The organism is Paraburkholderia nodosa, from assembly GCF_001718195.1.
GTDB lineage: Bacteria > Pseudomonadota > Gammaproteobacteria > Burkholderiales > Burkholderiaceae > Paraburkholderia > Paraburkholderia nodosa_A.
In genome coordinates this window covers 259,750-283,289 of sequence record NZ_MCNV01000005.1, presented here as the reverse complement: position 1 = coordinate 283,289, position 23,540 = coordinate 259,750, and the positions used below count along the sequence as shown (strand labels likewise).

The 23,540-nt window shown below is 65.6% G+C and carries 19 protein-coding genes and 2 pseudogenes; all 21 read right to left on the bottom strand.

Going from position 1 to position 23,540, the window contains the following annotated elements; genetic code table 11:
* Positions 1–88 precede the first annotated feature (88 nt).
* Positions 89–853: an ABC transporter permease gene (locus BFD71_RS12410; RefSeq protein ID WP_256094642.1), complete on the bottom strand. Its 765-nt coding sequence runs from the start codon at positions 851–853 to the stop codon at positions 89–91.
* Between the two features lie 50 nt (positions 854–903).
* Positions 904–1,647 carry an ABC transporter ATP-binding protein gene (locus BFD71_RS12405; RefSeq protein WP_069264043.1) on the bottom strand — a complete coding sequence of 248 codons (744 nt, stop codon included), beginning with the start codon at positions 1,645–1,647 and terminating at the stop codon, positions 904–906.
* Positions 1,644–2,387 carry a GntR family transcriptional regulator gene (locus BFD71_RS12400; RefSeq protein ID WP_069264041.1) on the bottom strand — a complete coding sequence of 248 codons (744 nt, stop codon included), beginning with the start codon at positions 2,385–2,387 and terminating at the stop codon, positions 1,644–1,646. The genes BFD71_RS12405 and BFD71_RS12400 overlap by 4 nt, the downstream gene beginning before the upstream one ends.
* Before the next feature lie 340 nt (positions 2,388–2,727).
* On the bottom strand, positions 2,728–3,588 hold the full coding sequence (locus BFD71_RS12395) for an ABC transporter ATP-binding protein (protein ID WP_069264039.1): 861 nt from the start codon (positions 3,586–3,588) through the stop codon (positions 2,728–2,730).
* Positions 3,585–4,463 (bottom strand): ABC transporter permease, encoded by an 879-nt coding sequence (locus BFD71_RS12390; protein WP_069264037.1) that lies wholly within the window; start codon positions 4,461–4,463, stop codon positions 3,585–3,587. Before BFD71_RS12390 ends, BFD71_RS12395 begins: the two co-directional genes overlap by 4 nt.
* Positions 4,460–5,029 (bottom strand): ABC transporter permease, encoded by a 570-nt coding sequence (locus BFD71_RS12385; RefSeq protein WP_256094641.1) that lies wholly within the window; start codon positions 5,027–5,029, stop codon positions 4,460–4,462. Before BFD71_RS12385 ends, BFD71_RS12390 begins: the two co-directional genes overlap by 4 nt.
* Positions 5,030–5,208: 179 nt before the next feature.
* Positions 5,209–6,152: pseudogene (locus tag BFD71_RS12380) on the bottom strand (IS110 family transposase).
* A gap of 246 nt (positions 6,153–6,398) precedes the next feature.
* Positions 6,399–7,997: a rhodanese-like domain-containing protein gene (locus tag BFD71_RS12375; protein WP_069264035.1), complete on the bottom strand. Its 1,599-nt coding sequence runs from the start codon at positions 7,995–7,997 to the stop codon at positions 6,399–6,401.
* 78 nt (positions 7,998–8,075) lie between these two features.
* On the bottom strand, positions 8,076–9,122 hold the full coding sequence (locus BFD71_RS12370) for an ABC transporter substrate-binding protein (RefSeq protein WP_069264033.1): 1,047 nt from the start codon (positions 9,120–9,122) through the stop codon (positions 8,076–8,078).
* A 45-nt stretch (positions 9,123–9,167) separates the two neighbouring features.
* Complete coding sequence (locus tag BFD71_RS12365) at positions 9,168–9,905, bottom strand: ABC transporter ATP-binding protein (RefSeq protein ID WP_069264031.1); 738 nt, start codon at positions 9,903–9,905, stop codon at positions 9,168–9,170.
* Positions 9,898–10,725 carry an ABC transporter permease gene (locus BFD71_RS12360; RefSeq protein WP_069264030.1) on the bottom strand — a complete coding sequence of 276 codons (828 nt, stop codon included), beginning with the start codon at positions 10,723–10,725 and terminating at the stop codon, positions 9,898–9,900. Before BFD71_RS12360 ends, BFD71_RS12365 begins: the two co-directional genes overlap by 8 nt.
* Positions 10,726–10,797: 72 nt before the next feature.
* Positions 10,798–12,140 (bottom strand): annotated as a pseudogene (locus BFD71_RS12355) (LLM class flavin-dependent oxidoreductase).
* A 37-nt stretch (positions 12,141–12,177) separates the two neighbouring features.
* Positions 12,178–13,842, bottom strand: coding sequence for a rhodanese-like domain-containing protein (locus BFD71_RS12350; protein WP_069264024.1), 1,665 nt, complete (start codon positions 13,840–13,842; stop codon positions 12,178–12,180).
* A gap of 53 nt (positions 13,843–13,895) precedes the next feature.
* On the bottom strand, positions 13,896–15,119 hold the full coding sequence (locus tag BFD71_RS12345) for an acyl-CoA dehydrogenase (RefSeq protein WP_069264021.1): 1,224 nt from the start codon (positions 15,117–15,119) through the stop codon (positions 13,896–13,898).
* A gap of 56 nt (positions 15,120–15,175) precedes the next feature.
* Positions 15,176–16,333, bottom strand: coding sequence for an LLM class flavin-dependent oxidoreductase (locus BFD71_RS12340; protein WP_069264017.1), 1,158 nt, complete (start codon positions 16,331–16,333; stop codon positions 15,176–15,178).
* Positions 16,334–16,365: 32 nt separating this feature from the next.
* The gene (locus BFD71_RS12335; protein ID WP_069264015.1) at positions 16,366–17,982 is read right to left on the bottom strand and encodes an ABC transporter substrate-binding protein; all 1,617 of its coding nucleotides are present in this window, start codon (positions 17,980–17,982) and stop codon (positions 16,366–16,368) included.
* Positions 17,979–19,004 carry an ABC transporter ATP-binding protein gene (locus BFD71_RS12330; protein WP_069264013.1) on the bottom strand — a complete coding sequence of 342 codons (1,026 nt, stop codon included), beginning with the start codon at positions 19,002–19,004 and terminating at the stop codon, positions 17,979–17,981. Before BFD71_RS12330 ends, BFD71_RS12335 begins: the two co-directional genes overlap by 4 nt.
* Positions 18,994–20,007, bottom strand: a complete 1,014-nt coding sequence (locus BFD71_RS12325) for an ABC transporter ATP-binding protein (RefSeq protein ID WP_069264011.1) — start codon at positions 20,005–20,007, stop codon at positions 18,994–18,996. Before BFD71_RS12325 ends, BFD71_RS12330 begins: the two co-directional genes overlap by 11 nt.
* Complete coding sequence (locus tag BFD71_RS12320; protein WP_370684271.1) at positions 20,004–20,858, bottom strand: ABC transporter permease; 855 nt, start codon at positions 20,856–20,858, stop codon at positions 20,004–20,006. Before BFD71_RS12320 ends, BFD71_RS12325 begins: the two co-directional genes overlap by 4 nt.
* Before the next feature lie 11 nt (positions 20,859–20,869).
* The gene (locus BFD71_RS12315; RefSeq protein ID WP_083245214.1) at positions 20,870–21,895 is read right to left on the bottom strand and encodes an ABC transporter permease; all 1,026 of its coding nucleotides are present in this window, start codon (positions 21,893–21,895) and stop codon (positions 20,870–20,872) included.
* Positions 21,888–23,498, bottom strand: a complete 1,611-nt coding sequence (locus tag BFD71_RS12310) for an ABC transporter substrate-binding protein (protein ID WP_069264007.1) — start codon at positions 23,496–23,498, stop codon at positions 21,888–21,890. The genes BFD71_RS12315 and BFD71_RS12310 overlap by 8 nt, the downstream gene beginning before the upstream one ends.
* Between the last annotated feature and the right edge of the window lie 42 nt (positions 23,499–23,540).

The following is a 23,540-nucleotide window of genomic DNA, read 5'->3' as shown; positions in this document are numbered from 1 at the left end:
CCACCGTGGCCGCGGCAACCAGGGCCGCCCTGACGGCCCGATTAAGAGTCCTGATCGTTTGCATCATCTATCCCCGTTGGCTGTGGATTCAGGCCGCGCGTTTCCAGCGAAACAGGCGCCTTTCGAGTGGTTTCAGAATGCCCGCTTCGAGCAGCAGCATGAGCACGACGAGCGTGACGGTCCAGGCAAACACCTGATCGGTCTGCACGAGGTCCGCCGCCTGGCGCAGCCGGTAGCCGATCCCGTTGGATGAACCAATCGTCTCGGCCACGAGCGACACGCGCCAGCCGAAACCGAATGCGAGCCTCGCGCCGGCAAAGAAGTGCGGCAGGATGGTCGGCAGATAAATCTTGCGCATGATCTGCGCGGGCGAAAAATGGAAGCTGCGCGCGAGTTCGACGTGCTGCGCCTCGACCGTCAAGGCGCCTTGCCAGACGTTGGTGAGGATCAGCGGCATGGCGGTCATGAAGACCACGAACACGGTCGTCGCGTTCGAGATGCCGAACCAGATGATCGCGAACACGGCCCAGATGGCCGAAGAAACCGTGTTCACGATGGAGAGCAGCGGTTCGAAGAAGCGTGCCGCACGCGGGCTCGCGCCGAGCGCGACGCCAAGCGGCGCGCCAACGACGGCCGCGAGCGCGAAGCCTGCCAGCACGCGGTACAGCGTGGCGCCCAGATCGCTGAAGAACGAAGGCGAGCGCACCAGTGCGACGAGCGCCAGCGCAACCTTCTGCGGGCCCGGCATGACGAAGGCCGGCATGTGCCGCGCGGCCAGCGACCAGACGGCCAGTAGCAGGACCACGAGCGCCGCACGCTGTGCCACGACGGCAACTAAGGAGCGGGAAAGCACGGTGGACATCGTGAAACTGTTACGTTGTGTTCGAAGCATTTCCATAGGGCTCATACCAGCAGGCGCAAGCGGCGGATCGCCTCCGCCACATCGGCATCCGTCGCGCTGCGGGGGCGCGGCAGGCTTACGTTCACGATCTTGCGCACGCGGCCGGGTCGCGGCGCCAGCACGATCACGCGGTCGGCGAGCACGATCGCCTCTTCCACGTCGTGCGTGACGAACAGGATCGTGGTGGGGCGCAGCGTTTTCAGGCGCAGCACTTCGCTGTGCATCTGTGCGCGAGTCTGTGGGTCGAGCTTCGAGAAAGGCTCGTCCATGAGCAGGATGCCCGGTTGCCCGACGAGGCTGCGCGCCAGCGCCGCGCGGCTGCGCATGCCGCCCGAAAGCTGATGCGGATGGTGCTCCGCGAATGCGGCGAGCCCGACCGTTTCAAGCGTCGCGGCCGCGCGTTCGCGCCGCTCGCGCGCCGGCAGGCGTGGCCGCGTCGCTTCGAGCGCGAACTCGATGTTCGCCCGCACGGAGCGCCACGGCAGCAGGCGGTCCTCCTGGAACATGTAGGCGAGCGAGCGCCGCTTGTCGCGCCCTGCCGCGCGCTCGCCATGCAGCCAGAGCTCCCCCGCGTCGGGCGCCGCGAGCCCGGCGACGATATTGAGCAGCGTGCTCTTGCCGCAGCCGGACGCGCCGAGCAGCGCCACGACCTCGCTCTCCCCGACTTCGAAGCCGATGTCGTCCAGCACCTTTAGCATGCCGAAATGCTTGCCGATGCCGCGCACCGAAATGGCCGCCGCGCTCATCGCCGCAGCTCCGCCACCGTGAACACCGGCAGCGAAGCTCCGGAGCTGGAAAGACTCGCGTAGACCTTTTCCATGGTCATGTCGCGGAAGGTCTCGATATGGCGCCGCGCGATGGTTTCCGCACGCCGCTCGTCGTTCTTCTCGAACGCATCGATCATGGCATTGTGATCGTGGCGGATTTCCGGCTTGGTGCCCTGCACGCCAAAGCCAAGCGCAACGAGGCGCGACATCTCGTCCATCAGGTTGGCGAGCGTATGGTGCAGGCGCACGTTGCCGCTGGCCTGCGCAATCGCCAGATGGAATTCCCGGTTCGCGTCCAGAAAGACGTCGATCTGATCCGACAGCTCGCGCTCCGGATACGGCACGCGGCACGCGGCTTCCAGCCGCCGCAACAGCGCGACGTCGACGCGCCCGCACGCAAGGCGCGCGGCAAGCGGCTCCAGTTGCACGCGTAGGGCAAACACTTCCTCCACGTCGCGCAGCGTGATGGGCGCGACACGGTACCCCTGCCGCGGCATCGCGCGGATGAAGCCTTCGTGGACGAGCCGCACGAGCGCGACGCGGCAACTGCTCTTGCCGAGTCCGTAATGCTCCATCAACTGGCTTTCGGTAAGTGTCGCGCCGGGCATGAAGCGGCACGACAGCACATCGCGGCGTATACGCCCGTAGGCGTCCTCGCCGCGCAATGCGGGCGAGCCGCCCGCGTCCTGCTGTCTGCCTGCTTCGCCGGTTTCGTTCATCTCGCACGCGCCTTTCGTGAGCTGCTCACAGATCGTTCTTGAGACATGCATGTGAGCATCGTAGTCGCCACCTTACGCTTTGATAACGAATAAAACTAACGAATCTTGTATGCGATGCAGATATCGTGGGCGGCTCAGAAAGGGGTATCTGACCCGGCGACGAAGCGGATCGAGGCGGAACGGGCGTGATATCAGGCGCGGGGGCTGGGACAGGAAAGGGGCGCCTGGGCCGAAATGGGCAGCTTTCGCGGCCAGCCAAGGTGGCAAGGTGGCTTGCGTGTGACAGTCAGGCGAAAGCCGCGGCAGCAGTTTGTGCCGCGCCGCTTTCGCCTTCGGGACGTTATGCCGCCCGGCGTTGCGTCTGCAAGGTGGGCGCGGAACGCAGCAGCCGTTTCGTGTAGTCGGCCTGGGGCGCCGAAAACACCTCGGCTGTCGCGCCGGTCTCGACCGCGCGGCCGTCCTTGAGCACCAGCACGCGATCGCTCACGTGCTGAACGACGTCGAGGTCGTGCGAGATGAACAACAGCGCGGTACCAAGCCGCGCCTGCAACTCGCCGAGCAGGTCGAGCACCTGCGCCTGCACATAGACGTCGAGCGCGGAAACGGGCTCGTCGCAAACTATCAATGCGGGTTCCGAAGCAATCGCACGAGCGATGACAATGCGCTGACGCTGGCCACCCGAAAGCTCGTGCGCATACTGTGCGGCACGGCGCTCGGGTTCAGGAATGCCCACGTCGCGCATCACCGCATGCACGGCCGCCGCGCGTTGCGCGCGCGATTGCCGCTTCGCGTGGCGTGCGAGCGTCTCGCCGATCTCCCGGCCCACCGTGCGCAGCGGATCGAGCGAAACCAGCGCGTCCTGCATCACGAGCCCCGCGAAGCCGCCGCGCACCGCGCGCCAGTCGCGCTCGCGAAACTCGAGCGCCGCGCGGCCGTCGATCTCGAAGCGCTGCGCGTCGATGCGCGCATGCGTGCCCGCGAGGCCGATCAGGCTGCGCGCAGTGAGGCTCTTGCCCGACCCCGATTCGCCGACGAGCGCGACGCATTCGCCCGCGTGTATCGTCAGATCGACGCCACGCACGAGCGGGCCGCCGCCGTTGACATCCGCGAACCCGATCGACAGGCCCCTTACGTCTACGAGGGTGCGGCCTGTCAAACGCGCGGACGCGGGCGTGGCGGCGGAAGTCAAAATCTCGCTCATCGGGTACGAACTCCATAGATACGCGACAGGTGCTTGCCGATCGTCGTGAACGCGATCACCGTCAGCGTGATCGCCAGGCCCGGAAACACGCTCGGCCACCACGCGACGCGCAGAACGTCGCGCCCTTCGGCGAGCATCACGCCCCACTCCGGCGTCGGTGGCTGCGGGCCGAGCCCGAGAAAGCTGAGTCCCGAAACCGCGATGATGGCGCTGCCGATGTCGATCGTCGCGATCACGGGCACCACTGCCAGCACATTCGGCAGCACGTGGCGCCAGAACACCTCGCGGCGCGACAGGCCGAAGATCACGGCCTGCGTCACGTAGTCGGCGCGGCGCACGACGAGCGTCTGCGCGCGCAGCACGCGCCCAAATTTAGGAATGCTCGCGATACCGACCGCCACGGCGATATTGACGATGCCCTGGCCGAGAAACGAGACCACGAACAGCGAGAGCAGCACGAGAGGAAACGCCGAAAGCACGTCGAACACGCGCGACGCCGACTCGTCGACGAGCCGCCGTCCAAGACCCGCGCACAGGCCGATCACGAGTCCAATCACGAGGCTCACGAGCATGCTCGCGAGGCCGATGAGCAGCGAGTAGCGTGCGCCATAGACCACGCGCGCCAGCACGTCGCGGCCGATGCGGTCGGTGCCGAGCCAGTGCGCCGCGTCGGGCGGCTGCATGGCGTGCGCGACGTCGCTCAGCAACGGGTCATAAGGCGTGATCGCAGTGGGCAGCGTAATGGCGAACGCGAGCAGGGCCAGGAACGCCGCCGCGAGCAGCACGGAAGGCGGCACGCGCGTGAGCCGCGGCAGCCCTGCCTTCGCGCGCGGGCGGCTGGAAGCTTGCTCGGAAGAAACGGAAATATCGCTCATTGGCTGCGCAACCTCGGGTCGATGAACAGATAGGCGATGTCGAGCACGGTCGAGATCACCACATGCACGAAGGCGGCCAGCAGCACGACCGCCAGCACCATGGGCACATCCGGCGACGTCACAGCGTCGAGCGTGATGCTGCCGAGGCCCGGCCGGCCGAACAGCTTCTCGGTGATGACGGCGCCACCGATCAGCCATCCGCCGAGCGTCACGACCGGCAGCAACGCATGGCGCAGCAGATGGCCCACGCGCAGCCGGGCTTCGGAAACGCCGCGTGAACGCACAGTGGTCACGAATGGCCGCTCGAAGGCGGCATCGAGCGCTTCGCGCATGACCTGCGAGAGCATGCCTGCGGTGGGCAGCGCGAGCGTGATGGCCGGCAGCACGAGCGAGCGCCACCCTGCCGCGCCGGAGACCGGAAACAGCCGCCAGTGGAACGAGAACACGATGAGCAGCAACAACCCGCCCCAGAACACCGGCGTGGACGTGAACACGAGTTCTGCCGCCGAGGCGAAGCGCGTGGCCCATGCGCCGCGCGCGGCCGCGCCCGACGTGGCCGTGGCCACGCCGAGTGCGAGCAGGGGTAATCGTGCTTTCCATGCAGAATCTGGCGTTAGCAGGGCGCTGATGTGCCTGCACCCAAGGGTTTTCGGATCTGTGAATGTCGCACAATAAGGGTTTCGCAAACCATTGATTGATATTGTATTTTTTGTGCGAACCGCCAGATTTTGCACGATTCGAACGATTACCCCTTGTTGGCCATGGCAACGATTACGACATTCAATGGACGCCGCTGCTTCATCTGTTCAACCCATTGCCCCGGCTCTTTGGCCCGATAGACAATGCTGCGCGCCCCATGAACCAGTAAAGTCCTGAGATACGTGTCCCCTCTCTTACTGATTCCTCGTAGCCTGATGGTTCCGCCTGAGCCGGTCTGTCCCGGCACGAGACCCAGCCATGCGGCAAACTCGCGGCCGGATTTAAATGCCCCAGCGTGTCCCATCGTTGCCACTGCGGCCGTAGAGGTGAGCAATCCCAGGCCTGGGATTGCCGCGATTGCCGTGGCTGCGTTATCGTCCTTCATCCACTCCCGAAGCCGACGCTCGATCTGCCCGATCTGCCTGTCGATCGCCTCCAGACCTCGCCATTGCTCCCGCAGCGTATCGATCAACATTGCGGGAAGGCGTCCTGACAACCTTTCCAGAATCTCGATTATTGCCTTGTCGAGCGCTGCCCTACCTCCTCCCATCACCTCACCGTACTCGCTCAACAGCCTGCGAAGGCTATTGATCTGCATCGTGCGGATTTTCACGAGCGACCGCCGCATGCGATGCAGGGCAAGCACGGCCTGCTGGGCCTCGGTCTTCACGGCAACTGCCTTGCACTCTACCTGGGTGGCCATCCAGATCGCACGCGCGTCGGCAGCATCGTTCTTATTGCGGATGTTGAAAGCCTTGACGGACTTCGCCGGCTTCAGCTTCACCTGATGCCCCCAATCAACCGCCGGGCCCAATGCTGTGACCCACCGCATGATTCCATCCCAACGAGGCACGTCTGCCGATTCGCAAAGTACTCAAGAAACGCTGCCCTCTTGTTCGACCGGTTCACGACCTCACCGGTGTCCGCGTTCACCCAGTGGACCTGCATCAAGTTTTTTGCAATGTCTACGCCCATAATAGTATGTGCCATGACAGATCCCCTTCGGTTCGACGAGTGTCCAGTATGATCAGCCTGAACGCCAGATTGATGGTTTTGCTCACAGCATCGAGCCGATCGAGCGAAGCATGCGACTAGGTGGGGGCGTTCATTTCATTCAAATAGAATTCAGAAGTTCGCGTCTAACAAAAGCTGAGCGGGATGGAAGTTTGGTCGGTGGCCATTGCGACTGCCTCGATAGTCCCGACCTGACCACACGGCCGAGCTGTCACTGACCCGTTACGTCGCTGGCCGGAATCCGCCGCGCTCCTCGTCATCGAGCTGTGCAAGCAGCCCAAGCTCCCAGGCGAGATATGCTCTGGACGCTTCCTTGTTCCCCGCGTGCCGGTCATGGACGAAGTACAGAAAATCCAGCCGTTCTTCAGGCAAAAGCGTGGTTTCCTCGTTGCCGGCCCCGTTGCTCACCTGATCGCTGACAGCGCCGCCCCACTCGCGCCATGCCGCGAAGCCGCCGTCGAGCACACTGATGTCGTGATCCCCTGCCTCAGGAAGATCGGACACGGCCCACGCGGCGAGATGGGGTTCGTCGGCGACGATCGTCACGGCGCGTCCACAATGCGCAAGCGTGGCCGCAAGTCGAGGTCGGATCGACCAGCGACTGCCGGGCACATGCGCATGCAGCCACGCCGCGCTCGAGCGCAGGTCCACGACCGACACGCTGCGCTCCGCGATTCCGCGGGCGAGCGTAGCCGCGTCCACCAACGGTAGCGGGACGGAATCGGGCACGCCAGGCACAGCGAGCGCCAGCCCGCTGCGCAGCCCGCCCTCCAGCACAAGCGCCTCGTGCCCAAGCTGACGCAGCCAGCTCGCGGTCACGGGCGCGCGAATGCCGTCGCTGTCGAACAGCACGATGATGGCGTGACGCACGCCGATGTATTGATCCGTGGCCTGCTGTAGCTGTCCTCCCGGGGCATGCTGGGCGCCAACCAGGGAGCCGGCGGCGAATTCCTCTGGCGTGCGGACATCGCACAGATAAACGGTGCGCTCAGCCGCTTCGGCCCAGTTGCGCACAGTGTCCGCATCGACCCACTCAACGCCTGTGCGCTCGGCCAGCGCGCGGGCCGCCGCGACACGCGCCGGCGCGGGTGGCACGCCGTCGGCATAGCGACGCCGCTGGCCATGTTCCAACGGCAGATTCGCGAGAAACCACCCCTGTGTGCCATTTTCGAGCGCATAGACAGGATTGCGCAGGCCGAGATGGATCAGCGTCTGCGCACCAACGATGCTGCGCGTACGCCCTGCGCAGTTGATGACGACCGGCGTCTGCTCGTCGGGCACGAACGTACCGATGCGCAACGCGAGTTCGCCGTTCGGGCAGCACGACGCGCCCGGAATGCTCATCGCCGCGAACTCGCCGAGCGGCCGGCCGTCCAGCACGACGGGCGGTGTCGCCGACTGCTGCCACCGCAGCAACGTCCCGGCTGAAATATGCGGCGTCTTCGCAGTCTCTTCGACCAGCTCGCCAAACGCTTTTGACGGCACATTCACGCCCTTGAACAGCACGAAGCCCGCGTCACGCCACGCACGCGCGCCGCCTTCGAGCCGATGCACCGCGGTATAGCCAAGCGCCCCGAGCCGGGCGGCGGCCAAAGCCGCCGGCCCCGCCTGCGCGTCGTCGTCGTCGAACACCACGAGGCGCACACGCGGGTTTGGCGCGAGGCGACCCACGTCGCGTTCCAGCACGCTCCAGGGCAGCGGCACGGCGTAGAACGGATGGCCTTCGCCGTACTGTCCATGTTCGCGCACGTCGAACAGCGCAATTTCGTTGCCGTCATGCAGCCAACGTTTCAGGGTAGCCGCCTGGATTCTGTTGGACATCGCTCACTTCCATCGCTAAGGGCGTCGGCCCTTTTGGGTTATCAGCGTGATAGACACGCCGTGTTGCGCGGCGCAGGCTCACTTTTTCGATGCGACCGGCCAGACGGCCTTCTGCGCGGCGTTGAACTGCGGATCGTATTCCACGGCCACATTGACCTTCTTCCGGATCGCATGGCCGTCGTACAGGATGTCGGCGATCGTCTGCTCCTCGCCAATCAGACCCGCGTCGAATTTCACGAAGCCGCCGCTGCGCACTTCATATTCGAACGCGGCGCGCTCGTCGGAGACTTTCAGCGTGTCCTTGAGCACGCCAATCACGTCGGCACGATGCGCATCGTGCCACGCCCAGTAACCCGACATGCGCGAAAAGAAGTCCTGCAGCGCAGCGACTTTGGCTGGATCCTTCAGGTCGGCGGACGTCGTCGCCCACACGTTGAGCGCGGGAATCTGCGTGTTGTGGTCGGTCAGCAGGATGTGGCCCGCACCCGATCTGATCGTGGGCAAGATCGGCCCGAGCGCCCCGGCGTACACGTCCACTTCATCGGCGTTGAAACCGGCCGCGGAGGTCGCGCCGTCCGCGAACTTGATCGGCTCCACGTCCTTCTCGGTCAGCCCTGCCTTCACCAGCGTGGCGAGATACTGCGAATGGTTATAGCCGCCGTAGTTGTAGCCGACCTTGTGCCCCTTGATTTGCGCCACGCTACTGATTTGCGCGCTTGCGCGCACCGCGGTGACGACCGGAGGGTAGTCCTTCGAATGCGCATTGCGCCAGCCCGCGACGATGCGCAAGGGTGTGGCGTCTTTCGTCCATTGCGTGCGTGCATTCGACTGTTCGATGGTAAGCGAGGTATCGCCCATGTGCCCCAGGTCGATCCGGTTCGCGTAGAGCGCCGACAGGTTCGCCGCCGGCCCGGTCAGCAGCACCCATTCGATCTGGTACGGCGCTGAACTCACCACGCCGGATTTGCGGATCAGCGCGGGAAAAGCGGGGTCCTGATAGGCGATCACGAGCTTCGTCTGCTTCAGGTCGGGCTGACTCTGGGCACTCGCCGTGCCGGAAAGGGTGAGCGTGACAGCGGCGACCGCGAGCGCGACGCCTGCGAAGAGGGATTTAATCAATGACATGGATACCTTTACAGAATAGCCAAGTAATTCAGACAAACGGAACCTTCACGAGACGCTGAGCGAAAACTGCCGCAGCAGATCGCGCTTGAGCGCATTGAATTCCGGCGATGTGACGTCGCGTTCGCGCGCCAGGTCGACGCGTGTTTCGTGGCAGATCCTGCCGCGCGCGAGAATGACGATGCGATCGGCGAGCACGAGGGCTTCGTCGAGATCGTGTGTGACGATGACGAGGCCAAAAGCGTATTTGGCCCACAGCTTCAGCACGAGACTCTGCATGCTGCGACGCGTGAACGCGTCGAGCGCGCTGAACGGCTCGTCCAGCAGCATCAATTCCGGACTGCGATAGAGCGCCCGCGCAACCGCGACGCGTTGCGCCTGGCCGCCGGACAGACTGACGGGCCAGCTTTCCAGCTTGTCGTCGAGCCCCACGTCCTGCAGTGCGGCACGCGCGCGCTGCTGAGCGTCGGGCAAACCGGCGTCGTCAAGCAGCACGTTCTTCCCTACGCGCAGCGCCTGGATAAGCCGCGGCTCCTGAAACACGACCGACGTACTCTGCGACACGTCGGCCCTGCCGCCCGAGGCGGATTCGAGCCCGGCCAGCACGCGCAGCAGCGTGGTCTTTCCCGTGCCAGAAGGCCCGACCAGCGCGACGCACTCGCCCTTGCGCACCGTGAGATCGACATTGTCGAGCACCAGGTTCTCGCCGTAGCGCTTTCTGATGCCGGCCAGTCTCGCGACAACGGGCGACGTATCGATAGCCGGGGCAGCGATGACCTCAGACATGGTTCCCCCTCCAGGCGAGCGCCTTGCGTTCGACGAAACGCAGCAGCGCGTCGACACCAATCCCAAGCACCGCATAGACGAGAATGCCCGCGATGATGATGTCGGTGCGCTGGAACTGGTTCGCGTTGTTAAGGATATAGCCGATGCCCGCACTCGCATTGATCTGCTCCGCCGCGACGAGCGCGAGCAGCGCGATCGCGGCCGAATAGCGCACGCCGACGAGGATGCCTGGCAGCGCCATCGGCAGGATGATGAGGCGGATCTGGTGGCGACGCGACAGCCGGAACGTGCGGCCGAGTTCCAGCAGCTTCGGATCGATGCCGCGGATCGCGTGATAGGTGCTGAGATACATTGGCGAGAGCGCCGCGCCGACGATCAGCGCAATCTTCGACACCTCGCCAATGCCGAACCACACGACGAAAATCGGCACGAGCGCGATGAACGGAATCGTGCGCAGCATCTGCAGCACGCTATCGAGACCGCGCTCGGCGGCTTTGCCCAGACCTGCCGCGACGCCGAGCAGCAGCCCTGCTCCGCCGCCAATCAGAAGCCCCAGCGCTGCGCGCGCCAGCGAGATCTTCAGCGCTTCCTGCAGGTCGCCTGACTGCCACAACTCGCGGTAGGCGGCCAGCACCGATGCCGGCGAAGGCAGCACGAACTCGCTTGCCACGCCAAGCGACGACGCTGCTTGCCACAGCGCGATCAGCACCACCGGCACGATGGCGCGCCATGCCGGCTCCCGCAGGCTCGACAGCCGCGCGGAAAGCCTGCCGGGCGTCGTGGAAGGCACAGCGCTCAGGGTCGATTCTCTGGAAGACATAGGTGTCCTCATTCAAGTGAAACGGGGTGGCGCACGGCAATGAAACCGGGCCATGCATGGCAAAGCAGGATCTCAGCTCACGGCGCTGGCCGCGTCCGCCTCTTGCGCATAGCGGCTCGATGGCCGTGGCAGGCCGTAGTGCTCGCGCAGCGTGGCGCCTTCGTAGTCGCGGCGGAAAATGCCCTTGCGCTGCAGTAGCGGCACGACGTGATCGACGAAGTCCGCGAGGCCGACGGGAACACGTCGGCATTCAGGTTGAAGCCGTCCGCCGCGCGCCCGGTGAACCAGCGTTCGATGTCGTCCGCGATGGTCTCCGGCGTGCCGACGGCCATCCGGTGCGCGCCGGGATTGCGGTCGAGCAGATCGCGCACGGTCAGGTTTTCGCTCCGGGCCAACTGCACCGTGGCGCGGATGAAGCCGCGCGAGACATCCGTGCTGTTGCCCTTGTCGATCAGTTCGTAGGGCAGCGGCGCGTCGAGTTGCAGATCGCTCGCTGTAAGACCAAGCGCTCGCGCGAACTTGTTGAGTTCCGAGCTGCGGTCGAGCAGCGCATCCATCTCCGCCTTGCGTTCGCGTGCCTCGGCCAGCGTGCCGCCAATCACCGGATACAGGCCCGGCAGCACGAGCAGATGGTCCAGGTCACGGCCCTGCGTGACAGCGCGCGCCTTGATGTCCCGATAGAACGCCTGCGCGCCGTCGAACGTGGTCTGCGCGGTGAACACGGCATCCGCGTGACGCGCGGCCAGCGCGACACCGGCTTCTGAGCCGCCCGCCTGCACGAGCACCGGCCGCCCCTGCGGACTGCGCGGAAGATTCAGCGGCCCATCGACCTGGAAGTACGCACCGCGATGCGCGATGGCATGCACGCGCGCCGGGTCCGCATAGCGGCCGCTCGCCCGGTCGGCGATCAGCGCGTCGTCTTCCCAGCTATCCCACAGCTTCAGCACGACATCGACGAATTCCCCCGCGCGTGCATAGCGTGCGTCCTTGTCGAGCGGAAGGTTCATGCTGAAATTCGCGGCCGCGTCCGGGTCGTAGGTCGTCACGGCGTTCCACGCGACCCGCCCGGTGCTCAGGTGATCCACCGACGCGAACCGGCGAGCGAGATTGAACGGGTCGTTGAACGTGGTCGACGCAGTGGCGATCAGGCCGACCTGCTGCGTCACACCCGCGAGCGCAGTCAGCAGCACGGTCGGTTCGAGCGACTGCGCCGGCCCGTGCGCGTGGCCGCGCAGCGCCAGCGCGTCGGACAGAAACACGGCGTCGAGCTTGCCGCGCTCGGCGATCCGGGCAATCTCCGTGAAGAAACCCAGGTCGACGATCGACTTTGGATTGTCGAGCGTGCGCCATCCCGCGGGGTGACGGCCCGTGCCGGTCACGTTGGTGTTCAGATGCAGTCTGCGAGGCACACTCATGGTTGCGTTCCTGTGCAAGTGCAGTCGGGCGGGCTGCTCAGTGAGCGCGGCGCAGCGTCGCGAGCCGCGCTTCGCTGCGCGCCTGGGTTGGCGTGCCGAAGTCGATCACGTCGAACGACGCAATGCGGTCGCGTTCAAGCTGCCCAACGAGTTGCAGCTCCCATGCGAGGTACGCCCGCATCTGCTGCGCGGTCTCGCCTGGCGCGTAGTGATACGGGCTGTACCAGGCATCGTCGTCGCCAGTCAGGTTGCTTTCGTCGCCGCCGGCATGCGGCAGGCCAAGCGCGAGCCAGCGCTGCGTACCGCCCAGCAGCGCCGCAACGCCGTCACGACGGCCGCGCAGTTCGGTGGCGAGCAGCCCCGCGAGCACGCCGTCGCTCGACGTGAGGACGAGCTGGCGCGACGGATCGTCGATCTGCGTAAGCGCCGCTTCGAGCGCGCTCGCCGCCACGAAGCGCGCACCGGTGATATGGGCGCGACGAAACGCGAGGCTGCTATCCACGTCCACAACCTGTGCAGTGCGCGCTTCCAGCGCCGCCGCTAGACGGTCCGCCTCGATCCATTGCGTACGGCCCGGCGCGCGGAAGACGACCCGCGTTTCCGGCCCGCTTTCGAAGTCCGCCGAGGCATCGTCGCCAGTCAGGACGAACACCTGCAGATAGCCGAGTTGCACGAGCCATGACGCCGTCATGCGCGCCCGCACGCCGTCGTCGTCGGCGAGCACGACGCGCGAATGCAGGGTGCCTACGTATTCGTCGGTGGCCTGCACGAGCTGGCCGCCAGGCGCAGACCGCCAGCCGGCGCGGTGACCCGCTTCGTACTCCAGCGGACTGCGCACGTCGAAGCGGTAGAGTGCATGCGTCGCGGCTTCGCGCTCGAAGCCCGCGAGCGTCGTACGGTCGATCTCCACCACACCCGCCCGCTTTGCGGCGCGCTGCGCGAAACGTTGCGCGTCGGCCAGCGTGGCGTCGTCGGGACGCGGAGCGGTGCGGATCTGGCCGCGCTCGAGTTCCAGTCCTTCCAGCAGCCAGGACATCGAACCGCCGGTGAGCGCGGCGACCGGATTAGGGATGCCGGCATTGACGAGCGACTGCGCGCCCAGAATGCTGCGCGTGCGGCCGGCGCAGTTCACCACGATCAGCGTGTCGGGCGAAGGCGCCGCCGCCAGCGCGCGGTACACGAGTTCCGCTCCCGCGCATTCAACGCCGCCCGGAATGTTCATGTTCTGGTATTCGGGAAACGGACGGCTGTCGAGCACCACCAGATCCTCGCCCGCGTCGAGCAGGTGCCGCAGCGTTGCGGCATCGATGTTGGGCGTAGCGAGCCGGTGCTCGATCGCTTCGCCGAATGCCTTGCCAGGCACGTTGGTGCCGCTGAACACTTCGAAGCCAGCCGCTTCCCAGCCGCTCACGCCCCCTTCGAGGATAGCGACGTCCGTGTAGCCGAAGCGCGCGAGCTGTGCCGCGGCGCGCGCCGAATACTCGCCCGCTTCGTCGACGAGCACGATGGGCGTATCGCGGCGCGGCACGAGTTGCCCGACGAGGAGGCCGAGCCTGCCGACCGGCGCGATCGACGAATAGAACAGGCGGCGGCGCGCGGACACCCCCTCTTCGCGCACATCGAGAATGGCGAGTTCGCGTCGTGCGGCGAGCGCATCGCGCAGCGCGGACGGCGAGATCAGCGGAGAAGTCGTTTGAGTCATGGTCGGGCGCAATGATAGGTTGCTAAATAAGGATGGCGAATCAATCCGTCTGTTCAGAAGAACGCGGCCGTCGGCAGCGGCACCCCGTTAATCGCGTGATTGCCCAGCGCGCGCGCCTTGTAGAGTCCCGGGTTGTGCGATGCGATCGTGCGGATGTTGCGCCAGTGGCGGTCGAGCTGTGCGGCCTGCTTCGCGGCGGACGCGCCGCCCACGTCGAAGAGGCGCGTGGCGGCCTCAAGCGCGAGCTGATCCACCACCACCTTCGCTTTTGCACTGCGCAGCGCCGCTTCCACGAAACGCGCGTCGTCGGGCTGGCCGGCAATTGCGCTCTCGAACGCCTCGCCGAGCACGGTCGCCGCGTTGAGCACCGCGGCTTCGGCGACGAACGCCGCGCTCTGCAGTTCGCCCACCGTTTCCTGCAGCAGCGGATCATCGGCGGGACGCGGCGCGACCGCGTGGTAGTAGTTGCGTTCGCGCTGCTGGACGAGGCGCACTGCGTCTTTCGAGATCCGGCGCAGGATGCCGGCGACGATCGTCGTCAGATAGAGCTGCGCGAACGTTGCCTGATGCGCGAGCTTCACGTCGTCCGCGAGAATCAACACGTCTTCCGCCGCGACGTGCGCGTCCTCGAACACGGTTGTGCCGCTCGCGGTCTGGCGCTGCCCGATACCGTCCCAGTCGTCCCGCACGTCAACGCCCGGCTGGCGCACCGACACCCGCGCGCCGACGAACCGCCCGTCCAGCGTCTTCGCATTGACGATGATGTGATCGAAGTACAGATTGCCGGTGCTGTAGTACTTGGTCCCGCTCAGGCGGAACGCGCTGCCGTCCGGGTGAAGCCGCGTGTTGCCGTCGCCATCGCCGATATTCTGCGTGCCCAGTTCGCTCGCACCGAGCCCGAACAGTTCGTTATCCTGCACGAACTTGAGCCACCGCTGGTATTGCGGCAAATGCCGAGCCCGCAGCGCCTTTTCGACGAAGGCGAAGTGATTGCGCAGAATGTGCGGGATATTGGAATCCGCTTCCGCGAGATCGAGCACCAGTTCGTAGAGCTGGGGCAATGTGGCGCCCGCGCCGCCTTCGGCCTTTGGCACCCGGAACACGCCGAGCCGCGCGGCGCGCACCAGTGCGATCGCGTCGAAGGTATCGGCTTCGCCGCGGTCGCGCGCCTGTGCGCCCGCCGCGAGCGCGGCGACGAGTTCGCGCAGCGCCGCCGAACCGGGCTCCGCCGCGCCCGCCGTCAGGTTATCGGCCAGTGTCGAATCGATCGTTCCCATTCGTGCTGTTCCCTGTAGGTCCATTCCAATGCATTCGTGCGTCTGCGTAGCCGCGCTCACGCGCCAGCCGGCACACGCACCCTGAGGCCCGCCTGTTCCATGAGCGGCAGCACCGCCTCACCGAAGTAAGCGAGATCGTGTTCGAAGTCGAAGAAGGTAAGCTGCACGCCGTCGATCCCGGCGGCTTTCAGCCGCAGCAGATCGTCGACCACGCGCTCCGGCGAACCGACGATCTGAATGTTGCCGCCAAGCACGCGCTGTTCGCGCTGATGCCCCTTCCAGGCTTTCGCGTCGCTGCGGCGGCCAGTGAAACCGTCCACCGCGCCGTAATCGGCGTGCGAGAGGATCGCGTCGTAGTGCGCCAGCGCCTCTTTTTCGGTCGGCCGGCACACGATGGTCGGGTTGATCAGCGTGCGCACCGTGCGCCCCGCCGCCGCAGCCGCCGCGCGCACCTGAGCGGTGTGCGCGGGCAGCACGCCGAGCGCCGCATCGATCTGCGCGCCCGCGGAACTCGTGATGAAGATCAGGTCGGAATGCTTCGCCGCGTAATCGATGCCCGCGGGCGAACTCGTCGCGTTCACGAGCACCGGGCGCCCGAAGCGCGGCTTCGGCGAGACGAACGCATTGCGGGTGCGATACCACCTGCCGTCGTAGCTGAGGTTGTCATCGAGCGACCAGAGCTGCTGCATCACGTCGATGAATTCGCTCGCCATCTCGTAGCGCAGATCGTGTTCGAAATGGCCCTCGCGGCCGAACATCTCCGCTTCGTCGACCGAATGCCCGGTCACCATGTTGAGTCCCCAGCGGCCGCCGGAAATGTGGTCGAGCGTGGCGCCGAACTTCGCCAGATGCAGCGGATGCCAGTTGCCGTAGAGAATGTGCAGGGTCGACATGAGCAGGATGCGGCTCGTGATGGCCGCGAGCGAGGCAATCGTGATGAACGAGTCGAGCGATTCGCGCCGGTAGCGCGTCACGCCGCCATGCCCGTCCTTGCCGAGCCATTGCGCAAGTCCGAACACGAGATCGAAGCCGAGGTCTTCGGCCTTGCGCGTCAAGCGGGCGTTGTAGTCGAAGGTCCAGTCGGTCGTGCGCGGCAGCGTCGACATCGACCAGCCGCCGCTCTGGATCGGCAGAAACAGCCCGAGCATCAGCGGCTGCGAGAGTGCCCGTGACAGCGGGCTATCGGGAAATTCGGCGGGTGACAGCGTCGGCATAAGGCACCGTGAGAAGATGAGCGGAATGACGATCAGGCGTTGCGCACCGGCGCGAGCGAGGTATACGCGCCCATCGGCGTGTTGCTGAAACCGTCGAGGCTTGCCGCATGAATCGCGTAGAAGTGCAGTTCGAGCAGGTTGACCGAGGGCACCTGCTCCTGTGCGATCTGCTGAAGCCGATCGATGAAGGGCTTGCGCGCCACCGGATCGCTGACGCTCACGAGGCCTTCGATCGCGCGGTCCATTTCCGGCGTGGAATAGCCGGTCGCGTTGCTCGACGTGGACCCCGGCTTGATCGCTTTGGACCAGTAGCGGCGCGTCACGCCGAGCTGCGGGTCGGCGAAGGCCGCGTACCAGTTGATCGTGGTGTCGAAGTCGTAGTCGGCGTAGACGCGGCGGTTGAACGTCGGGACATCGGTGGGCACGAGTTCGAGTTCGACGCCGATATGCCGCAACTGCTGCTGGATGAACTGCGCCGTCAGCACGTACTGGTTGCCGAACGGCAGCGGCAGATTGTTCACGCGCAGTCGCACACCGCCCTCGCCGCGCCGGAATCCGGCCGCATCGAGCAGCGCCTCCGCCTGTGCCGGGTTGTATGCATACTGCGGCAGGCCGGGCTTGAAGAAGCGCGTCTGATAGCTCGGAATCGGCCCTTCGGCCGGCTTGGCGAGGCCATACCAGACCACTTTCGCTAGGGCGTCGCGGTTGATCGCGTGCGCGAACGCCTGGCGCACGCGCAGATCCTGGAACGGCTTGCGTCGAAGGTTGAAATCGAGAAACGAGATCGGGGCAATACCGTCGAATACGTGACTCGATACGACGAAGCGCGGGTCGCTGCGCAGCCTCGCGAGGTCGGGCAGCGAAACGGCATCGGTCGGCGCATAGCGCAGATCGCCCGATTGCAGCGCGGTCAGCCGCGTGCCTTCGTCCGGGATGATGCGGAACACGATGCGCGCGAAGTGCGGCTGGTTAGCCTTGTCCCAGTAGTCCGGATTGCGCTCGAGCACCACGTAGTTGCCGCGCGCCCACTCCTTGAACACATACGGTCCGTTGCCCACCGGGTGCGCGTTGAGCGGATTCGTGAGCGGCTGGCTGCCCGCATACAGATGCTTCGGCAGAATCTGCGTCTCGTAGCCGCCCAGTGCCGACCACACCGCCGGAACCGGCGACGAGAAGCGGAACACGGCGGTATGGTCGTCGGGGGTATCGACGGCGACGAGGGTCGCGAAGGTCGCGCCGCCGCGCGGGTGAACGCGCTTCGTCACCTCCATCAGCGAATACTGCACATCCGCCGAGGTGAACGGATGGCCGTCGTGCCATTTGACGTCCTTGCGAAGGTGGAACGTGATGGTGCGGTGATCCGCTGACTCTTCCCACGACTGTGCGAGTTGCGGCAGCGGCCGGAACGCATCGTCGTAGGTGATGAGACCGTCGAACAGATTCACGGACACGATCACGGCAGGATTCGAGATATTGAGCCCCGCCACCCAGCCCGCGGGTTCTGGGACGATCACCGCCTGCAGCACGTCCGCCTGCGAACCGGCCGCCGTACCCGGCGCCGCCCCCTGCGCGGCCAGCGACACGCCAGGCACGATCTGGCTGGCCGCAGCAGTCGCGGCAATCTGAAAGAACTGGCGACGCGTGATCAAATCAGGTACTCCTTCTTCGCTTCGGGTTGGCGCTGAGCGTCCGTCGTGACGGCAAGCGGCGCGCGATGAACGGGCAGCGCGACTGGCGCGCCGTCGCGATACAGGTGGCAGGCCACGACATGCGCGCGGCCGACCTCGACCCGCTCTGGCGGCACTTCGCGACAGACCGGCTGGACATGCGGACAACGCTGCTGGAACCGGCAGCCGACGGGCGGCGCATAAGGATTCGGCAGCTCGGCGGACGAAGGCGCCGGCAACGGCGCGCCACGCGTCGGAATCGATTCGATCAGCAGTTGCGTATAGGGATGCGCCGCGTCGCGCCACAGTCGTTCACGCGGCAGCATTTCGACGATCTGGCCGAGATACATGACCGCGATGCGGTCGGCTAGATAGCCCACGGCCGCGAGGTCGTGACTGATGAAGAGGCAGGCAGTCCCGCGCTCGCGCTGCAGATCGGCGAGCAGATTCAGCACCTGTGCCTGCAGCGATACATCGAGTGCGGAGACCGGTTCGTCGCAGATCAGCACGTCGGGATCGAGACTGAGCGCGCGCGCGATGTTCACGCGCTGCCGCTGCCCGCCCGACAGTTCGTGCGGCATACGCTCCGCCAGGGCGGGTGCGAGTCCTACACGATGCAGCAGCGCGTCGACCCGCTCGCGCCGTTGCGCCCGCGTGCCGATGCGATGCACGTCGAGCGGCAGCGTCAACGCGCGGCGCACGGTCTTGCGCGGGTCGAGCGCGCTCAATGGGTCCTGGAACACCATCTGCATGCGCCTGCGCCACGGCAGCCATTGCGCCTGGGTCAAGCCGCCAAGGTCCTCGCCGTCCAGACGCACGGTGCCCGACGCCGGCTCGATCAGTCGCACGATGGCCTTGCCGAGCGAACTCTTGCCGCAGCCGGACTCGCCGACGAGTCCCAGGGTTTCGCCGCGCTCCACGCCGAGCGACAACGCGTCGATCGCGGTCAGCGCGCCGCGCCGCGTGTGATAGCGCACGCTCAGGCCGTCGACCTCAAGCAGCATGGCTCCTCCTGTCGTTCACGTGGTCGCCAACAGCGCGTGTATCCCGCACACAGCGCATGCCGCCTTCGCCGAGCGGCCGCCAGGCAGGCACGGCGTCACGGCAGACGGCATGTGCGAATTCGCAGCGCGGCGCGAAGGCACAACCGCCTGCCACGGCGCCAGGCGCCGGCACCGCGCCCGGAATCTCGGTCAGCCGTTCCCGCGCCGCGCTACGGCGTGGTCTCGCAGCGAGCAGACGCTGCGTGTACGGGTGGCGCGGATCGTCGAAGAGTTCGTGCACCGGCCGCTCTTCGATCTTGCGGCCGGCGTACATCACCGCGACGCGATGCGCGAGTTGTCCGACGATGCCAAGATCATGGGTAATCAGCAGCAGCGCCATGCCCGTCTGCTGCTGCAAGCTGCCGAGGAGCGCGAGAATCTGCGCCTGAATCGTGACATCGAGCGCGGTGGTGGGCTCGTCGGCGATCAGAAGGCGCGGCTGTCCCGCGAGCGCCATCGCGATCAGGACGCGCTGGCGCATACCGCCCGAAAGCCGGTGCGGATAATCATCGATGCGGCGTGCGGGTTCCGGTATGCCGACCTGTCGCAGCAGTTCGAGCGTTTCGCTGCGCGCCGCGCGACCGGTCAGGCCACGATGCAGACTCAGCGCTTCGCCGATCTGACGGCCAACCGTGCGCACCGGATTCAGCGCCGCCAGCGGGTCCTGGAAGATCATGCCGATGCTGCCGCCACGCAGCCGGCGCCACGACGCTTCCGGCAGGCGCGAAAGATCGGTGCCGTCGAAGCTCAGGCGGTTGGCGCTGACCCGCGTACGGCGGGTGTCGAGCAGGCCCATCAGGGCGAGTGCGGTCGTCGATTTGCCGCAACCCGATTCGCCGACCAGCGCGAGCGTTTCGCCCGGACGGATCGTCAACGACAGTTCGTCGACCGCAGGCGCGCCGCCGCTTGCGGCATCGAATGCGATGCTCAGACCGTCGACGTCTAGCAAGGGCGCGCCGCTCATCGCGCCCTTCTGCGATGCGGATTGGCGAGATCGTTCAGTCCATTGCCGATCAGGTTCAGGCTCAGCACCGTCACCAGCACGGCAAAGCCGGGGAGCGCGGTCATGTACCACGCGGTCTGCAGCGCCTCACGGCCCGATCCGATCATGCTGCCCCACGTAATCACGTTAGGATCGCCGAGCCCGAGGAACGACAGCACGGCTTCGGTCAGGATCGCGTTGCCCGCGAGGATCGAGATCATCACGATGGCCGTGGTCGCGACGTTCGGCAGCACATGCGTGACCACGATGCGCGGCCGGCTCATGCCGATCACGATCGCGGCCTGGACGTATTCCGCGCGGCCCACCCGAAGCGCTTCCGCCCGCACGAGGCGCGCGACCTGCGGCCAGTTGGTGAGCGCCACACCAATCACGATGGTCGTGACGCTCGGGTGCAGCACGACCACCATAACGATGGTGAAGAGGAGCGCCGGCATGGTCTGGAACAGTTCGGTGACACGCATGAGCAGATCGTCCACGAGGCCGCCGTAGAAGCCCGCCACCGCGCCGATCACGAGCCCGGCTGCGGCGGCAAGCAGCCCGGCCGCGACGCCGATTTCGAGCGACACGCGCGCTCCGTAGGCGATGCCGCTGAACATGTCGCGTCCCATCATGTCGGTACCGAGCGGAAACGCCGGGTCGGCGCCGGGCCAGGTGAACGGCGTGCCCACCATGTCGAGCGGATCGTTGTGCGTGAAGTACGACGCGCCGGCCGCAAGGACGCAGACCGCGAGCAGCAGCAACGCACCGATCGTCAAGCTGGGCGAATGCGTGACGTGCTGCCAGAGCCGCTGGCTCGTTCGCTGATGGGTCATCGGAACATCGCTCATCGCTCTACCTCGATGCGCGGGTCGAACCATCCGTAGGCAAGATCGACACTCAGATTGACGAGCAGCACCAGGACAGAACTGATGAAGAGAATGCCCAGCAGCAGATTCAGATCGCGCGAAGCGACCGCGTCGAGCGCCAGTTGTCCGAGACCCGGCCAGCTGAACACGGTTTCGATCGCGACCGACCCGCTGAAGAGCGCGCCGAATTGCAGCGCGGTCATCGTGACAATCGGCAGCAGTGCGTTTGGGATCACGTGCGAAACGATGGTCGCGATTCGCGAGGCGCCCTTCGCCCGCGCGGTGCGCACGAAGTCCAGGTGGCTCACTTCGAGCACCGATGCGCGCATCAACCGGGCATAGATGGCGACGTAGTACGCGGCGAGGCAAAACACCGGCAGCACCATATGCGCGGCGAGATCGCGGATATGCGGCCAGCCGGTCGCGGTCACACCCGGCGTGGCGATGCCGCCCGCCGGCAACCAGTGCAGACGCGCGGAGAACAGCACCATCAGCATGAGCCCGAGCCAGAACAGCGGTGTGGCGAAACCGAGCGTGGCGAGCACGGAAACCGCAATGTCGATCCAGCGGCGCCGCGACACGGCCGCCACAGTGCCGGCCGCACAGCCGAACAGTAGCGCGATCACGAGTGCGCCGACCATCAGCAGCGCCGTGGCAGGCAGACGGTCGAGAATCAACCGGAGCACCGATTCGTTGTAGCGGAACGACCACCCCAGATCGAGGTGAGCAATCCGGTTCAGGTACGCGAAAAACTGCATCGCGAGCGGCTGGTCCGTGCCGAACTGGTGGCGCAGCGCGGCCAGGTATTCGGGCGTCGCCGCGCCTGCCTCGCCCGCCATCACGTCGGCGAGATCGCCCGGCGCGAGCCGCAGGCAGAAGAAGTTCAGCACGGCTATGAGTATGACGAGCGGTATCGCCTGAACGAGCCGCCGCAGCGGATACGGCAGCGCGCGGCGCGGCTTGCCGGTCTCGCGCTTCGCGGCGCAGGCGGACAGGTCAGCCATGGGTGGCTGCGCCGACGTTCACGTCGTCGAGCGACGCATACACGCCGATCGGCGTGGTGTTGACGTTTTGCAGGTTGCGCGAATAGATGCGGAAGAACTTGAGTTCGGCGAGCGAGATCGACGGCAGGTCGCGCTGTGCGATCACTTGCAACTGATGGATCGCCTGGGTCCGCCTTTCGGCATCCTGCTCGGTCTGAATCGATTCGATCGTTTTGTCCATCTCCTCGGATGCGTACCCGGAGCCATTGCTCCATGCCGCGCCGCTGATGATGTTCTTCGACCAGAAGCGGCGAATCACGCCGATCTGCGGATCGGCGAACGCCGCATAGAACACGTTCATCGTGTCGAAGTCGTGGTCGGTGTAGATCTTGCGCAGATAGGTCGGCAGATCGTAGTTGACCAGGGTGACTTCGACGCCGATGCGCTTGAGTTGCTGCTGGATGAACTGTCCCGCGCGCTGAAAGTCTTCGCCGTAGGTATGGTTCAGATGGTTAAAGCGCATCCGCACACCGTCCGCGCCTCTTGGAAAGCCGGCGGCGTCCAGCAGCGCTTCAGCTTTTTGCGGGTCGTACGGGTATTGCGGTGTGTCAGCGGTATAGAAGCGCGCCTGGTAACTGGGTACAGGGCCAGTCGCGGGCGTGGCGAAGTCGTAGAAGACGGTTTTCGTCAGCAGCTTCAGGTTGATTGCATGGGCGATCGCCTGGCGCACTCGCACGTCCTGAAAGCGCTTCTGCCGCAGGTTGAAGTCCATGAAAAACATCGGCGCGTTCGAGCGCCAGCCCTTCGTATCGACGACGAGCGACGGATTCTGCTCAAGCCGGCGCGCTTCCACGAGCGATACCGGCGTGAGCGGCGCGTACTGCACGCTGCCATTCTGCAGGGCGATGCTGCGTGCACTCGCATCGGGAATTATGCGGAAGATCAGTTCGTCGACGCGCGGTTTGCCCTTGTCCCAGTAGTCCGGGTTTTTCGCGAGACGGATGTAGTTGCCGCGATTCCATTCCTTGAAGACGAACGCACCCGTGCCGACCGGCTTCGCGTTGTATGGATTGGTCAGCGGATCGGTACCGGCGTACAGATGCTTCGGGAAAATGAACGCGGACGAGGTATCGAGATACGACCAGATCACCGGCGAAGGTTGCGCGAGCCGGAACACGGCTGTGTGAGGATCGGGCGTGTCCACCGCAATGATCTGCGCAAAAGTTGGCCTCGCGATCGGGTGGACTTTCTTCGAGACTTCCATGATCGAGTACTGCACGTCCGCCGACGTGAACGGTGTACCGTCGTGCCATTTGACGTCGTCGCGCAGCCTGAAAGTGATCGTGCGGCGATCCGCCGATTCAGTCCACGAGGTCGCGAGTTGCGGCACGGGCCGGAACTGCTCGTCGTAGGTGATGAGCCCGTCGAACAGGTTGCTCGACACGACATTGGTCGGATTGGCCGGCGTCGAACCCGCGGCAAGACCGGCCGGCTCGGGCAAGGTATTGGCTACCAGCGTCGTGCCCGACGGCGTTGCAGCGACAGCTCCTGAGGCGAAGTCGCCAAACAGGCTGCCACCGATCACCGCACTGGCTCCGATCAGGAATTCTCTGCGTGTGGACATGAAGTTGAGCTCTTATCAAATCGGCCTATTCCATAAATAGGT